This window comes from Sphingomonas sp. Leaf23 (assembly GCF_001421585.1).
Lineage (GTDB): Bacteria > Pseudomonadota > Alphaproteobacteria > Sphingomonadales > Sphingomonadaceae > Sphingomonas.
Map to the genome: position 1 here is coordinate 689,759 of NZ_LMKR01000002.1, position 14,764 is coordinate 704,522.

Below are 14,764 nucleotides of genomic sequence, written 5' to 3' on the forward strand. Positions count from 1 at the left end.
AGGAACCCGTCGACCGTGCCGAAAGACGGCACCCCCTCCACCCCCAGGCACCAAAAGGTACCCATGCACCCCGGAACGGACGAGGCGGAATGGCGGGAGGATTGCGCGCCGCGCCGCGTGCTGTCGCTGTTCGCCACCAAATGGACCAGCATGGTGCTGCACACGCTGCACGCCCGCCATGGCGGGACAGCGCGCACCGGCGTGCTGCTGCGCAGCCTGCCGGGCATTTCGAAGAAGATGCTGACCCAGACGCTGCGTGAGATGGAGGAGATCGGCCTGATCGCGCGCGAGGTGCTGGCGGTGATGCCGCCGGCGGTCGAATATCGCCTGACGGAGCTTGGCTGCCGGTTCGTCGAGCCGGTGAACCTGCTCTACGCCTGGGGCCGGGACAATGCCGATGCGCTCGACGCGCTGGGCAGCCGGCCGGGCGCGCGGCGGGAATAAATATTGTAACGTCACCCCAGCCTTGCGCCGGGGTCCCGCTCCTTCTTTTGCCGGGAAAAGCGCGCCAAAAACGAAAAGGGCGGCCCCGCAGGACCGCCCTCTCGCATCACAACAATCGACCAGCCTCAGCCGTCGTAGTCGCCACCGACATTCTGGTTACGCGGCGGGGCAGCGGCGGTGAGGCGCAGTGCCTCGGCCGATGCGGCCAGCGAACCCAGTTCGTCCGGGGCTTCCTCGTCGTCGATCTGCACCTTCTGCATCGACGTGATGACCGATTCGCGCAGATGATCCGGAGTGATGTTCTCCTCGGCGATTTCGCGCAGCGCCACGACCGGGTTCTTGTCGCGGTCGCGATCGAGGGTGAGTTCGGCACCGCCCGAAATCTGGCGGGCGCGCTGGGCAGCCATCAACACCAGGTCGAAACGGTTGGGGATCTTGTCGACGCAATCCTCGACGGTGACGCGCGCCATGAAACGCCTTCCTTGCAAAACGGAGGGTATCGGAAAGCGTGCTGCCTACGCACGCCGGCTCGGAAAGTCAATGAAACTTGGCCACCCGCCGGCCGTTACGTCCTGCGAACGAATGGGAGGGGACATGACCGGGGCCAGCGAGCCGACCTTTACCGTCGCGGGAAACCGGCTGACATTGTTGACCGAAGGGCCGGAGCGGCTGACGGCGCTGCTGGCGCTGATCGACGGCGCGCGCCGGTCGCTGCGGTTCCTGTTCTATATCTGGGAAGAGGATGCGTCAGGTGTCCGGGTCCGCGACGCGCTGGTCGCGGCGGCGCAGCGCGGCGTGCGGGTGTCGCTGATCGTCGACGGGCTGGGCGCGGAGGCGGCGGCGAACCGGCGCTTCTTCGAACCGCTCCGCGCCGCGGGCGGCGATGTCTGCGTGTTCGTGCCACGCATCGGGCGGCGTTACCTGCTGCGCAATCACCAGAAGCTGGCGCTGGCCGACGACGCCCGCGTGATCGTCGGCGGCTTCAATATCGAGGATGCCTATTTCGGCACGGTCGCGGATCAGGCGTGGCGCGATCTGGGGCTGATCGTCGACGGGCCCGCCGCCGGGCGGCTGGCGGGGTATTTCGACGCGCTGAAGGCGTGGACCGCGCTGCCCGGCGCGCCCTTGCGCAAATTGTCGAAGCTGCTGCGCGACTGGAGCGAGGATAGCGGGCCGATCCGCTGGCTGCTGGGTGGCCCGTCGCGGCGGCTGTCGCCGTGGGCGCGAACGGTGAAGCACGAAATCCGCCATGGCGAGCGGATCGACATGATCGCCGCCTATTTCGCGCCCGGCCCGCTGATGACCCGCCGGCTGGACCATGCCGCCCGGCGAACCCGGCTGCGCATCGTGGTGCCGGCCAAGACCGACCATGCCATCGCACTGCTAGCGGCGCGCTTCACCTATCGTGGGCTGTTGCGCAAGGGCACCGAACTCTACGAATATCGCCCGACCAAGCTGCACACGAAATTGTTCGTCGCCGACGACGCGGTGCATATCGGCTCGGCCAATTTCGACATGCGGTCGATGTTCCTGAACATGGAACTGATGCTGCGGGTGGAGGACGCTGCCTTCGCTGCGCATATGCGCGCCTATATGGACCGCGAGATCGCCGATTCGCAACAGGTGACGCGCGCGCTGCACCGCGAACGGTCGGGCTGGTGGGCGCGGGTGAAGCAGGCGGGCGCCTATTTCGTGATGGCGGTGCTGGACCCGGAAATTACCGTCTGGCTCAACCGCGACTGAAGCTGCTTGAGGTCGGGGCGCTGCTGGTCCATCGCATGGCGCATGGATATTCCCGCACTCTATGCCCAGCTGATTCAGGCGATCGGCGACGGCACCGGCATGGCCGACAGCCTGTTGCACGTCCATGCCGGCATGGCGGTCCTGCTGCTGACGCGCGTACTGACCGGCCGCCGTCTGTCGACGCCGGTGCCGCTGGCAGTGGTGGCGCTGGCCGAACTTGGCAACGAGGTGCTCGACCGGCTGCATTACGGGTCGTGGCGCTGGGACGACACGCTGCTCGATATCGTCAACACGATGTTCTGGCCGACGATGCTGTTCATCGGCCTGCGCCTGCGCGACCGGTTCGAACCGCGCGATGCAGCGGTGCCGGAACAGCCGGTGATCTAAAAGGGTTGATGGGGCAAAGGAGCCTTGCCCCATGACCAACACCCCCGCGCATCCGAAGGTCGATCCCGAACGGATCGAACCTCACAATGCCTTCGACAATCCGACCGGCTATTCGGGTCAGGAATATGACCGCGAGCGCGCCGCGCGACAGGCCGCCGCCGAAGCCCGGCCCGCCAGCATCGCGCCGGCGCCGGACGGCCGCGAAATCCCGCCCGAAGCCGGCCACCGCGCGACGATCAGCCCCAATGGCGAAGTGCATGGCAGCGGCGCCAATGCCGGCGGCGGCGGGCAGGGCGAGAATTTCGATGACGATGGGTCGGGGGAGGGGGCCGGTGTGCCCCCGGCCGACCGCGCCCCGGATCGGTAATCCCTCATCGTCATTCCCCGCCAGCGCGGGGAATGACGAAATTGGCGATCGATTACCCCTTCGCCTCACCGATCAGCTTGGCGGCGTCCGTCCCGGCCCAGTCCATGCCGCCGGTCACCCGCCACACTTCCTTGCCGGCGGTGTCGTACAGGATCGTCGTCGGAAGGCTGATGCCCATCCCGGTCGAGAATTTCAGATCGGGATCGCGATACGCCTTCAGGTTGGCGAGCTTCCGCTCGGTCAGGAACGCCTGGACCTTGGCCGGCTCCATGTCCTGCGACACGGTAAGCACGGTCAGCGTCGCGCCGTCGCGCGCGGCCAGCGCGTCGAGCGTCGGCATCTCGCGCACGCACGGCGCGCACCATGTCGCCCACAGGTTCAGCAGCACCGGCTTGCCGCGGAAATCGGCCAGCGTCACGCCCTTGCCCGCCGCGTCCTGAAACGCGAACGTCGGCATCGCCTCGCCCTTGTGGCTGCGATCGACCTTGCCGGCTGCTTCCGGCGCGGCGTCGTTGGCGGGGGCGGCGACGTCGGGCACGGTGCCGTCGTCGGTCGTGGCGGCTTGCTCCGGCGCGGCGGCTCGCTTATCGCAAGCGCCGACGAACAGGCTCAGTCCAAGGAGAAGCGCGATTACCGGGCGCATGGAAGGCTCCAACAGCATGTGGGGCGGGCGCTTCGCCGAAGGCCCGTCGGCGGTGATGCGTGAGATAAACGCGTCGATCCCGTTCGACAAGCGGATGTGGCGACAGGATATCGCCGGGTCCCGTGCGCACGCAACGATGCTGGGCGCGCAGGGCATCGTCGATGCCGCCGACGTGGCGACGATCCTGGGCGGGCTGGAGGCGGTCGCCGCCGACTATGCCGAACACGGCGTCCCCGACGACCTGACGCTCGAGGACATCCATATGCTGACCGAGGCGCGGCTGGCCGAAAAGATCGGCCCCGTCGCCGGGCGGCTGCACACCGCGCGGTCGCGCAACGATCAGGTCGCGACCGATTTCCGCCTGTGGACCCGCGACGCGATCGATGCGGTCGATGCGGCGCTGGGGCAGTTGCAAGCGGCGTTGCTGGTGCGCGCGGAGGAACATGCCGCCACCGTCATGCCGGGTTTCACCCATTTGCAGGTGGCGCAGCCGGTGACGCTCGGCCATCACCTGATGGCGTACCACACCATGGTCGCGCGCGATCGCGGGCGTTTCGCTGATTGCCGTGCGCGGCTGAACTACAATCCGCTGGGCTCGGCGGCGCTGGCCGGGACCGGCTTTCCGCTCGATCGCCATGCGACGGCGCAGGCGCTGGGCTTTGCCGGGCCGACGGTCAATTCGCTCGATTCGGTCAGCGACCGCGACTTCGCGATCGAATATCTGACCGCCGCCGTGCAATGCTCGCTCCACCTGTCGCGGCTGGCCGAAGAGTTCGTGATCTGGGCATCGCAGATGTTCGGATTCGTCTCGCTGTCCGACCAATGGTCGACCGGCAGCTCGATCATGCCGCAGAAGCGCAATCCCGACGCCGCCGAACTGGTGCGCGGCCATAGCGGCCGGATCATGGGCTGCATGACGTCGCTGATGGTGACGATGAAGGGCCTGCCGCTCGCCTATTCGAAGGACATGCAGGACGACAAGCCGCCGGTGTTCGAGGCGACCGACCTGCTGGCGCTGTCGATCGCGGCGATGACCGGCATGGTCGAAAGCGCGACCTTCCGCCCCGACCGGATGCGCGCCGCCGCCGAAACCGGCTTCTCCACCGCGACAGACCTTGCCGACTGGCTGGTGCGCGAAGCGGGCGTGCCGTTCCGCGAGGCGCACCATATCACCGGCCGCGCGGTGAAGCTGGCCGAGGAAAAGGGTTGTCGGCTCGATGGCCTGACCCTCGACGACCTGACCGGCATCGACGACCGCATCCATGCCGGCATCTTCGACGTGCTGAGCGTCGATGCCTCGGTCGCCAGCCGCAAGAGCTTCGGCGGTACCGCGCCCGAACGGGTGCGCGAAGCCATCGCCGCCGCGCGGGGCCAGTGATGCGGGGGGTCGCGCTCCTCGCCGTCGCCCTCGCGCTGGCCGGGTGCGGCCAGCGCCGCGACCTGCACCCGCAGGAAAACGCGTCGCTGCCGCCCGCACCCTATGGCGCGACCACGCAGCCGACGTCGGGCGAGCTGCTCAATCCGACGACGCAGCAGCGCCCCTCGCGCAGCGACGAACTGCTGACCGAATCGAAGGCGCGTGGCGACGATCCCTTCGCCCTGCCGCCGCGCTGATTACGCCAATGAGACCACAACCGTTCGTGCTGAGTAGGGGCTGAGCGAAGTCGAAGACCCGTATCGAAGCATCTGTGGCACGGGTCCTTCGATACGCCATTTTGACAAGCTCAATGGCTACTCAGGACGAACGGTGATTAGCTGAACCGGACCAAGGCTCAACCCATGGACAATTTCACCCTTCGCGACGGCACGCTCCATGCCGAGGACGTCAGCCTGCTCGCCATCGCCGATGCGGTCGGCACGCCGGTTTATGTCTATTCGACCGCGACGCTGGAACGCCATGTCCAGGTGTTTCGCGACGCCGTGGCGGGGCTGGGCAAGGGTGAGCCGCTGGTCGCGTTCGCGGTAAAGGCCAATCCGAACAAGGCGGTGCTGGCGACGCTGGCCCGTGCCGGCATGGGGGCCGACGTGGTATCGGGTGGCGAGCTGTACCGCGCGCTCGACGCCGGCATGGACCCGGAGAAAATCGTATTTTCGGGCGTCGGCAAGACGGCGGACGAAATGGCGCAGGGGCTGACCGCCGGCATCGGGCAGTTCAACATCGAATCCGAACCCGAACTCGACATGCTGTCGGCGGTCGCGACCCGGCTGGGCAAGGTCGCGCACATCGCGATCCGGGTGAACCCCGACGTGATCGCCGGCACCCATGCGAAGATTTCGACGGGGGGCAAGGAGAACAAGTTCGGCATCGATTACCACGCCGCGCCCGCCGCCTATGCCCATGCCGCATCGCTGCCGGGTATCCGGGTGCGCGGCGTTGCGGTGCATATCGGCAGCCAGCTGACCGATCTCGTGCCGCTGGAGGCTGCGTTCGGCCGGGTCGGGGTGCTGATCGCCGAGCTGCGCGCCAGCGGCCACGATATCACCCATGCCGATCTGGGCGGTGGCCTGGGCGTCCCCTACGACCCTGCCAAGCCGCTGCCGCCGTCGCCCGCCGCCTATGGCGAAATGGTCGCGCGGGCGACCGCCGGCTGGGATGCGCGACTGATGTTCGAACCCGGCCGGTTGATCGTCGCCAATGCCGGGGTGCTGGTGTCGCGCGTGATCCGCGTGAAGCAGGGGGCGACCGCGCCGTTCGTCGTCGTCGATGCGGCGATGAACGACCTGCTGCGACCCAGCCTCTACGACGCCTATCACGATATCCGCGCCGTGACCCCGACCGGCGAGCGCGCGGTGACCAACATCGTCGGCCCGGTGTGTGAGACCGGCGATACCTTTGCGCTCGGCCGCGATATGGACGTGGTCGTCGCCGACGATCTGGTCGCGTTCATGACCGCCGGTGCGTACGGCGCGACCATGGCCTCCACCTACAATTCGCGCGCGCTGGTGCCCGAGGTGCTGGTATCGGGCGACCAATTCGCGGTGGTGCGTGAACGCCCGCCAATCGAGGCGCTGGCGCAAGCCGACCGCCTGCCGCCCTGGCTGTGAACGGGCTGCCGATCCTGCTGCGCACCGCCGGGCGCAGCGTGATCCTGGTGGGGGAGGGTGAGGCCGCCGATGCCAAGCGCCGCCTGCTCGAACGCACCGGCCTGACCGTCGTCGCCGACGCCGCCGATGCCCGCATCGCGGTGGTCGCTGTCGAGGACGACACGCAGGCCCGCACCGCGATCGACGCGCTGAAGGCACGCGGCATCTTGGTCAACGCCGTCGACCGCCCCGCCGATTGCGACTTCACCCTGCCGGCGATCGTCGACCGGTCGCCGATCCTGATCGCGATCTCCACCGGCGGCGTCTCGGCGGGCCTCGCGGCGGCGATCCGGCAACGGCTTGAGGCGATGCTGCCCGCCGGCGTCGGGCGATTGGCCGAGGGGCTGGGCGCGGCCCGCGCGGCGCTGCGCGCGCGCTTTCCCGATGGCGGCGACCGTCGCCGCGCGATCGGTTTGGGCGTAGCGGCGGGCGGTCCGCTCGACCCGATGGTCGCGCACGGCGACGATGCCGTCGCACGCTGGCTGGAGGATGTCGCCCCGGTCGCGGGCCGGGTGGAGGTCATCCGCCTGCGCTCGGCCGATCCCGACGACCTGACGCTCCGCGAAGCCCGCTGGCTGGGACAGGCCGACCGCATCCATCATGCGCCGGATGTGCCCCCCGCAATCCTCGACCGCGCCCGCGCCGATGCGGTACGGATCACCGGCCCGGTCCCGGCCGATCCGCTCCCCGGCCTGACGATCGACCTCGCATGACCTGTCGCGCATGGCATATCGACGGGGGGAAGGTGACGGAGATCGATCCGCTGGCGGCGGTCGATGCCACCGGCGGCTTCACCTGGATTCACCTGCATGGGGAGGGGGATGCGGTGGCGACGTGGCTGCGCGACCATGCCCATCTGCCCGAATATGTCATCGATCCGCTGACCGCGGTCGAAACCCGCCCGCGCTGCGACGCGATCGGCAAGGGTGCCTTCGTCAACCTGCGCGGCCTGTCCGACGATCAGCTAAGTAGCGCCGATCCGCTCGCCTCGATCCGGCTCTATGCCAGCGCCGGGCGGGTCCATTCGGTTACCCGGCGCAACCTGACCGCGTTCAGGACGGTGGTCGACCGGGTGGAGGGCGGCGACGTCGCCGATCCCGGCGACCTGATCGTTGCGTTTGCCAGCGCGATCACCGAACAGCTCGATCCGCTGATCGCCGATTTGGGCGACACGCTCGACGAATGCGAAGAGGCATTGGACCCGGCGCGCATCTTTGAACAGCGTCGTGCGGTGACCCACACCCGCGTCCGGGCGATCGGCTATCGCCGGTTCCTGGTGCCGCAGCGTTCGGCGCTGGAAAAGCTGGGGCAACTGCCCGGCGACTGGCTGCAGGCCGACGATCGGCTCCACCTCGCCGCCGCCGCCGACCGTGCCGCGCGCATGGCGGAGGAGGTCGATTCGATCCGCGAACGCGCCGCGCTGATCCACGAAACGCTGACCGACCTGCGCGCCGAACAGCTCGACCAGCGCTCGCTGCAGATCGCGATCGTGGCGATGGTGTTCCTGCCGCTGACCTTCGTCACCGGCCTGCTCGGCATGAATGTGAAGGGCATCCCCTTCGCCGACGAACCCTGGGCCTTTGCCGGGGTGGTCGCGCTATGCATCGCGATGAGCGCCGGCATCGTCGCATGGTTCGTGCGCAAACACTGGATCGGGCGCTAACGCCCGATCCGGTCTGCTGATCGGTTCAGGCGGCGCGCCCAAACCCGGCATCATCCTCATCGGCGCCGCCCTGCGTCAGGTCGAGGGCAAAGCCCCGCACGCGGGCCTGCTGCTCGCCGACCGACCCCGGCTTGGCCCGTACCGCCGCCGGCTTGGCGGCCGGCGTGCGAACCGGCGCGCGCGGCGCGGTCGGGGCACCGTTTCCGGTGCGGAAGAACGCGATATTCGCCTGCAACTCGTCGGCCTGGTTGGCCAGTTCCTCGGAGGTCGAGGTGATCTGTTCCGACGCCGACGCATTCTGCTGCGTCACCTGATCGAGCTGCTGCAACGCCTGGTTGATCTGGCTTGCGCCGATATCCTGTTCGCGGCACGCGGCGCTGATTTCCGACACCAGTTCGGCGGTGCGACGGATGTCGGGAACCAGCTTGGTCAGCATGTCGCCGGCCTGTGCCGCCGCCTCGACCGTCTCGCCCGATACCGCGCTGATTTCGGCGGCCGCACTCTGGCTGCGCTCGGCAAGCTTGCGCACTTCCGAAAGCAGGTCGGTCTGGCGGGCGATTTCCTGCACGATGCCGATCTTGTCGGCGATGGTGCGCATCGCGGAGACGGCGCGGTCGACCGCGAGGCCGCTGGCCTCGGCATCCTTCGACGACTGGCGCGCGATCTTTTCGGTCTGCGCGGCATTGTCGGCATTCTGTTTGATGTTGGCGGCCATCTGTTCCATCGATGCCGAAGCCTCTTCGGCGGCGGCGGCCTGCTCGGTCGCGCCCTGGCTGACCTGCTCCGACGATGCCGAAAGCTGCTGGCTGCCCGCCGCGACGCTTTCGGCGGCCTGGTTGGTCTCGCCGATCACGCCGCGCAGGCGGACGACCATCGCGTTCAGCGCCTCGATCAGCGTGCCGACCTCATCCCGGCTGTTCGCAGCGACCGTCACCGACACGTCGCCCTCCGCCACGGCGGTGGCAAGGCCGGTCGCACGGTTCAGGTTGCGTCGGATCGCATTGGCGACGAACCATGCCGCCGCCGCTGCCGCCGCCATCGCGATCAGCGCGATGACGATCATGTAGGTCGTCAGCTTCGACGACAGCGCCGTGCCCGCTTCGCGCGCGGCCTGCGCCGATTCCAGCTGGTAATCGGACAGCTTGACGATCTCCGAGGTCGTCGGATCGATCGCGGGGTACATGTCGTTGTCGGCGAAGGAGGCCAGTGCCGGGGCATCGCGACGCGCGATGATCGTGCGCAGCGTGCTGACCGCATCGTTCGACCGCGCCATGTTCGCCTTCACCGTGTCGGCGATCGCGGCTTCTTCGGCCGTCTGGCTGGTGCGCATATAGGCCGACCATTGTTCGCCGACGATGCGGTTGGCCGCGTCGATCCTGTTGCTCGCCTGTTGCCAGTTCAGCTTGCCCGCGCGCAGCTGATGGGTCGTGTCGACCACGTTCAGCCCATAGGCGTCGGACACCTTCTTCAACTGGCGCAGCGGCACGATGCGATCGTCATAGATCGACGTCATCGACCCGGTGAGCGCCGACATGCCGTAATAGCCGGCGCCACCGACCGCCGCGGCGATGGCTATGCCGGCGGCAAGCTGAATCGCGAGGATCCGCGTGCCGATCGATCGAAACCCGCCGTTGCTGCCCGCCATGTCCGTCTTCCTCCGTGGAGGTGGCATGGCTAATTTGAATGATTTAATAACAGATGAAACCGTATCCGATTTACCGGGTGATAAACCCGATCATCTGTTCGACCATCAGCCGCAGCTGCCCGTCGGCCTTGTCGATCGCGCCGTCCTCGACCGTGTTGATCGCGACGCCGACCGGCGTGGGCCAGCCGCGCAGGGCGTGGGCGACGGTGCGCAGCGTCGTCATCGTCGCCACCGCCGCCTGCCATCCCGCTGCCGTCGCGACGATGCCGATCGGCATCCCATCGAAATAGACGCGATCGTCACGGCGCAGCAGCTCCACATGGTCGAGCGCGTTCTTGACCAGCCCCGACAGCGTGCCGTGATAGCCCGGCGACCCGATGATGATCCCGTCGGCATCGCGCAGCGCGCGCAGGAACGACTGGATGCGGGCATTGCCGCTTGCCGTTTCGGGTTCGTAGTTGGGGAAATCGATCGCCGGCCCGGTCAGCAGCGTCGTGCGCGCACCCAGCATCGCGGCATGGCCGAGCGCCCGTTCCAGCGCGGCGGCGGTTCCCGATGTCGGGCGCAGCGTGCCCCCCAGCGCGACGATATGCGGTTGCTTCATGCGCGCACCGCTAGCGGATCATGGCAGCCGATGCCACCGCTGAGCGCAGGAATCAGGCGCGCCGGGATCAGCGCGGCCGAACCGCTTCCCACGCCTCGGCGATGTCGGTCAGCGAGGCGGCGGCGTTCAGGAACGGTTGCGCGTCATGGCCGATGCTCGCGTTGACGATCTGGTCGCGCAGCCCGGTGTAGAGCCGCGACAGCGTCTGCGACAGGTCGCCGCCCTTTTCGTAATCGAGTCCCGCTTCCAGCGCGAACAGGATCGCGGTCGCACGGGTCACGCGTTCGCCCTTCATCGCATATTGGCGGTTGTTGGTCGCCCATGCCGCCGATCGCAGCGCACGGATCGCTTCCTCGTACAACAGCGACACCAGCGCGTGCGGGTCGGCGCCGCCGGTGCGGGCGGCCAGGTCGACCGAGCGATAGGTCTGGGCAGGATCGCCCGCCAATGCGGAGGCATAGCGGGTCATCAGTTGCTCTTCGACCACATCTTGATCTGGTTTTCCATGAAGGTCTGTTGCGCCTTGTACGCCGCGACCCGCGCTTCGGACGCCGCGAACTGCTGCGTCATGCGGGTGGTGGTCAGGTCGGTCTGTTCGACGACCTTCGCCTGTTCCTTGGCCAGCGCGCCCTGCGCATCGGCATAGCGCTTGTCGCTGGCGCCAAGGCCCAGCGTGGTGCTCTTGGCACTGACCGCGATCCGGTTGAGCGCGGCGGGCAGGCTGGTGCCCGTCGTGCCGTCGGTGCCGCTGGCTGCGGCGAACATCGCCTCCACCGCGTCCGGGTTCTTGGCCAGCGCCGATGCCAGCTGCGTCTTGTCGACGCGCAGCGATCCGTCATTGTTGGTCGCGATGCCGATCTGCGCCAGCGTGGTCGGGCTGCCGTCCTTCTTGCCGGTCAGGTCGGCGATGCTCAGCTTCTGCAGCGCCCGCTTCATCGCCATCGCCGCCGGATCGGCGCGCAGGTCGCCGGTGATCGGGTCGGTCGCCTTGTTCACCGATGCCAGCATGTTGTTATAGGCGGCGACGACGTTGTTCACCGCGTCCTTCAACGCATCGGTCGGTGTCGACGAACTGAGCGTCACCGGACCATCGGTCGTCACCCCCTTCAGTTCGAGGATCACGCCGTCCGCGCCGGTGATCTTGTTCGATGCGCTGACCATCGGCACGCCGTCGACGCTGAACACCGCGTTGCCCGCACGGGTCACTATCTCGGCGCCATCGGTCGTCGTATCGTCGAAATCGACGTTCAGCCGCTCCAGCCCGGTGCTGCCCGAATCGGGCGTCGTGCTGACGGTGAACGCCTGGTTCGCACCGTCGGTGCTGCGCAGCACCAGCCGCTGGCCGTTGGCGTCGTTCACCACGCTGGCGGTGACGCCGGCCTTGGCGGCGGTGATCTTGTCGGCGACCTTTTGCAGCGATGCCGCATCGTTCGACGTGATGGTGATCGGCGGGATGGTCGTGCCGTTCCCGTTGAACTTTCCGGTGGAATCGACGCTGCCCAGCGTCAGCTGGATCGTGCCGGTGCCGACCGATCCGGTGGTGCTGAACGATTCCTTCGTAACCGCGACCTGTGGCGTGGCGAGGCGGGCGACCGTGACGCTCGCGTTGAGACTCGCGACCTTCGCACCGCTGGCCGTCGACACCTTCACCGCCGACCCGCTGCTGCTCAGCTGCGTGGTCAGCCCGCCGCTTTCGGCGAGCGTCGTCAGCGCGCTGGCGAATTCGGTGATGCCCGATTTCAGCTCGGACACGGCCGATACCTGCGCGGTCAGCGTGTCGGACTGTTTCGTCAGCCGGGCATTGCGGGCGGCGAACTGCGCCTCGACCAGGTTCTTGACCAGCGCGGCGGTGTCGACCCCCGACCCGGCGCCCAATGCATTGGCGAGGTTGGGGGTGGTCGCCTTGGTCGTGGTGGTGGCGGTCGTCGTCTTGGCCGTGGTGGCGGTGGCCGTCGCACTGGTCGTCGTGATTGCCATCGTTGATCCCCGGTCCGTCTCCCCCATCCAACGGCACGGGCAGCCAAATCTTTAAGGGTTTTTTACCGCCAGATTGCCGTTTTCGTCGTAGCGCGCCTCCTCCGGCACGGTCACCGGCGGCTGGATGCCGCCCGCCTGCCGGTTGACGCCCATCACGAACGCCAGGACGGTCGCGATGGCGAGGTACAGGTCGTCGCGAATCTCCTGCCCCTGCTTGCTGGTGTAATAGACCGCACGGGCGAGCTGCGGATATTCGAGCATCGGTATCTTCGCCTCCGCCGCCAGTTCGCGGATCGCCATCGCGGTCGCGCCGCGCCCCTTGGCCACCACCACCGGCACCTGGTCGCGGCCATGGTCGTAGCGTAGCGCGACGGCGAAGTGCGTCGGGTTGGTCAGCACGACCTGCGCCTCGCCCACCGCCGCCTTGAAACCGCCCTTCAAAATATCGTGGCGACGCTGGCGGATCTGCGCCTTCACATGCGGATCGCCGTCGCTTTCCTTATGCTCGTCGCGCACTTCCTGCTTGGTCATCTGCAACCGCTGCATCCGCTGGAAGATCGCCAGCGGCACGTCCAGCCCGGCGATCAGCACCAGCCCGCCCGCCATCACGAACAAAAGCGTCAGGAACGTGCCGCCCAGATCGCCGACCGCCTGATCGACGTTCGACGACACCAGCCCGACCGAACTGATCGCCGCCTTCTTCAGCATGACATAGCCGATGGCACCCAGCAGGATAACCTTCAGCAGCGACTTGCCCAGCTCGATCCAGCCCTGCGTGCCAAAGATGCGCTTCATCCCCGATGCCGGGTTGATCCGCGATCCCTTGGGCGCCAGCGCGCCGCCATTAAAACGGATGCCGGTCAGCCCCGCCTGCGCCAATATGCTGGCCGATACCGCGAGCGCGAGGATGCCGCCCAGTGACGGCAACAGCTTCCACCCGGCCTCGATCAGCGGGCGCCACGGCTGGAAATCCTCGACGTCGGCCCGGCCGAAGCGGAAACTGGCGGTCATGATCGCCTTGCACGCGCCGACCAGCGAGGGGCCGAGCAGCGCCAGCCACGCACACCCGGCCAGGATCACCAGCGCCGCGCCCAGCTCCTTGGACTTGAGGACGTCGCCATCTTCGCGCGCCTTGTCGAGGCGCTTCTGGGTTGGGCTTTCGGTTTTGTCTTCGCTCAACGCACGCCCCCCAGCACCAGCGTATTGGCGGCGTCCAGCGCCTCCTGCACGATGACCAGCATATAATCGGTCATCGCGGGCAGCGCGACGAACAAGGCGACGACCCCGACGAACAGGCTGGCCGGCAGCCCGACTGCGAACAGGTTGAGTGCGGGGGCGGAGCGCGACAACATCCCCATGACGAGGTTGAGGCACAGCAGCAGGAACCCGACCGGCATCGCAAGCAGCAGCCCCGACAGGAACGCATAGCTGCCGAAGATCGCGATATTCTCCAGCTTGGCCGCGCTCAGCCACGCCGCGCCCGGCGGCAGCAATTCATAGGAGCGCACGATCAGGTCGATCAGCAGCAGATGCCCGTCGAGCGACAGGAACAGCAAGGTCAGCAGCACCGACAGGAAGGTGCCAAGCGCCGGGCTCTGCGCGCCGTTCTGCGGATCGACCATCGCCGCAAAGCCGATGCCCATCGAAATGCCGATGATCTCAGCGGCGATGACCGGCGCGGCAAACGCGATCTGCAGGACAAAGCCGATGGCCAGTCCCACCAGCCCCTCGGCGGCGATGCTGAGGATGGTGGTGACCGAAAAGATGTCGGCCGGGATGGCAAAGGGCTGTGCCTTCAGCACCAGCACCGCGATCGCGCCCGACAGCAGCACCCGCACCTGCACCGGCATCGCCACCGCGCCGAACACGGGGGCGACGATGAACGCCGCGCCGATGCGGACCATGGTGAAGAGCAGCGCCCAGAGCTGCGGCTCGACCGACAGGCCGAAGCCTAGCATGGCTGGCTGGCCTCTAGCAGTCCCCACGCACGCCGGCGTGCCCCCGCGCAGGCGGGGGCCCAGAGCCACGAATGCCGCCGCCCGCGACCCTGGACCCCCGCCTGCGCGGGGGTACGGGTTGCGAGGAGATGGGCGCCAGCCAACCCAAACCCGTCATTCCGGCGAAGGCCGGAATCCATTGTGTCGGGCGCTATCGATGACGCGCAACCGTCCCCCCCTCCATGGATTCCGGCCTCCGCCGGAATGACG

General features: G+C 67.8%; 17 protein-coding genes. 9 read left to right on the plus strand and 8 right to left on the minus strand.

Features of this window, described 5'->3' with window-relative positions:
• Window positions 1–63 precede the first annotated feature (63 nt).
• Window positions 64–444 carry a winged helix-turn-helix transcriptional regulator gene (locus tag ASE67_RS06980; RefSeq protein WP_055758340.1) on the plus strand — a complete coding sequence of 127 codons (381 nt, stop codon included), beginning with the start codon at window positions 64–66 and terminating at the stop codon, window positions 442–444.
• Between the two features lie 125 nt (window positions 445–569).
• Here ASE67_RS06980 and rpoZ read toward each other — a convergent pair whose 3' ends face one another.
• Window positions 570–914, minus strand: a complete 345-nt coding sequence (gene rpoZ, locus ASE67_RS06985; protein ID WP_055758348.1) for a DNA-directed RNA polymerase subunit omega — start codon at window positions 912–914, stop codon at window positions 570–572.
• A 124-nt stretch (window positions 915–1,038) separates the two neighbouring features.
• Between rpoZ and ASE67_RS06990 the strand changes: the two genes are divergently transcribed.
• From ASE67_RS06990 to ASE67_RS07000, 3 genes are read left to right on the plus strand one after another with little or no spacing between them, the layout of a single operon-like run.
• A complete protein-coding gene (locus ASE67_RS06990; protein ID WP_055758351.1) occupies window positions 1,039–2,187 on the plus strand; it encodes a phospholipase D-like domain-containing protein in 1,149 nt (382 codons plus the stop codon).
• 42 nt (window positions 2,188–2,229) lie between these two features.
• Window positions 2,230–2,574 carry a hypothetical protein gene (locus tag ASE67_RS06995; RefSeq protein WP_055758354.1) on the plus strand — a complete coding sequence of 115 codons (345 nt, stop codon included), beginning with the start codon at window positions 2,230–2,232 and terminating at the stop codon, window positions 2,572–2,574.
• Between the two features lie 31 nt (window positions 2,575–2,605).
• Window positions 2,606–2,941 carry a hypothetical protein gene (locus tag ASE67_RS07000; RefSeq protein ID WP_055758358.1) on the plus strand — a complete coding sequence of 112 codons (336 nt, stop codon included), beginning with the start codon at window positions 2,606–2,608 and terminating at the stop codon, window positions 2,939–2,941.
• 52 nt (window positions 2,942–2,993) lie between these two features.
• On the opposite strand, the gene ASE67_RS07005 is transcribed toward ASE67_RS07000, so the two are convergent.
• Window positions 2,994–3,584, minus strand: a complete 591-nt coding sequence (locus ASE67_RS07005) for a TlpA family protein disulfide reductase (RefSeq protein ID WP_235511822.1) — start codon at window positions 3,582–3,584, stop codon at window positions 2,994–2,996.
• A 16-nt stretch (window positions 3,585–3,600) separates the two neighbouring features.
• Here ASE67_RS07005 and argH point away from each other — a divergent pair, with 16 nt between their 5' ends.
• The 5 genes from argH (at window position 3,601) to ASE67_RS07030 (ending at window position 8,331) form a co-directional block, all read left to right on the plus strand.
• A complete protein-coding gene (argH, locus tag ASE67_RS07010; protein WP_055758362.1) occupies window positions 3,601–4,962 on the plus strand; it encodes an argininosuccinate lyase in 1,362 nt (453 codons plus the stop codon).
• Window positions 4,962–5,198 (plus strand): LPS translocon maturation chaperone LptM, encoded by a 237-nt coding sequence (gene lptM / locus ASE67_RS07015; protein WP_055758365.1) that lies wholly within the window; start codon window positions 4,962–4,964, stop codon window positions 5,196–5,198. The genes argH and lptM overlap by 1 nt, the downstream gene beginning before the upstream one ends.
• A 165-nt stretch (window positions 5,199–5,363) precedes the next feature.
• The gene (lysA, locus tag ASE67_RS07020) at window positions 5,364–6,629 is read left to right on the plus strand and encodes a diaminopimelate decarboxylase (protein ID WP_055758368.1); all 1,266 of its coding nucleotides are present in this window, start codon (window positions 5,364–5,366) and stop codon (window positions 6,627–6,629) included.
• On the plus strand, window positions 6,626–7,381 hold the full coding sequence (locus ASE67_RS07025; protein WP_082456992.1) for a precorrin-2 dehydrogenase/sirohydrochlorin ferrochelatase family protein: 756 nt from the start codon (window positions 6,626–6,628) through the stop codon (window positions 7,379–7,381). The genes lysA and ASE67_RS07025 overlap by 4 nt, the downstream gene beginning before the upstream one ends.
• Window positions 7,378–8,331, plus strand: coding sequence for a zinc transporter ZntB (locus ASE67_RS07030; protein ID WP_055758374.1), 954 nt, complete (start codon window positions 7,378–7,380; stop codon window positions 8,329–8,331). The genes ASE67_RS07025 and ASE67_RS07030 overlap by 4 nt, the downstream gene beginning before the upstream one ends.
• Window positions 8,332–8,356: 25 nt before the next feature.
• Here ASE67_RS07030 and ASE67_RS07035 read toward each other — a convergent pair whose 3' ends face one another.
• The 6 genes from ASE67_RS07035 to fliR form a co-directional block, all read right to left on the minus strand.
• On the minus strand, window positions 8,357–9,976 hold the full coding sequence (locus ASE67_RS07035) for a methyl-accepting chemotaxis protein (protein ID WP_055758377.1): 1,620 nt from the start codon (window positions 9,974–9,976) through the stop codon (window positions 8,357–8,359).
• A 70-nt stretch (window positions 9,977–10,046) separates the two neighbouring features.
• Window positions 10,047–10,580 (minus strand): NADPH-dependent FMN reductase, encoded by a 534-nt coding sequence (locus ASE67_RS07040; protein WP_055758381.1) that lies wholly within the window; start codon window positions 10,578–10,580, stop codon window positions 10,047–10,049.
• Window positions 10,581–10,647: 67 nt separating this feature from the next.
• Window positions 10,648–11,049 (minus strand): flagellar export chaperone FliS, encoded by a 402-nt coding sequence (fliS, locus tag ASE67_RS07045; RefSeq protein WP_055758384.1) that lies wholly within the window; start codon window positions 11,047–11,049, stop codon window positions 10,648–10,650.
• Window positions 11,049–12,557 (minus strand): flagellar filament capping protein FliD, encoded by a 1,509-nt coding sequence (gene fliD / locus ASE67_RS07050; RefSeq protein WP_055758387.1) that lies wholly within the window; start codon window positions 12,555–12,557, stop codon window positions 11,049–11,051. Before fliD ends, fliS begins: the two co-directional genes overlap by 1 nt.
• A gap of 51 nt (window positions 12,558–12,608) precedes the next feature.
• Complete coding sequence (locus ASE67_RS07055) at window positions 12,609–13,736, minus strand: EscU/YscU/HrcU family type III secretion system export apparatus switch protein (RefSeq protein WP_055758390.1); 1,128 nt, start codon at window positions 13,734–13,736, stop codon at window positions 12,609–12,611.
• Window positions 13,733–14,515 carry a flagellar biosynthetic protein FliR gene (gene fliR, locus ASE67_RS07060; RefSeq protein ID WP_055758392.1) on the minus strand — a complete coding sequence of 261 codons (783 nt, stop codon included), beginning with the start codon at window positions 14,513–14,515 and terminating at the stop codon, window positions 13,733–13,735. Before fliR ends, ASE67_RS07055 begins: the two co-directional genes overlap by 4 nt.
• Window positions 14,516–14,764 lie beyond the last annotated feature (249 nt).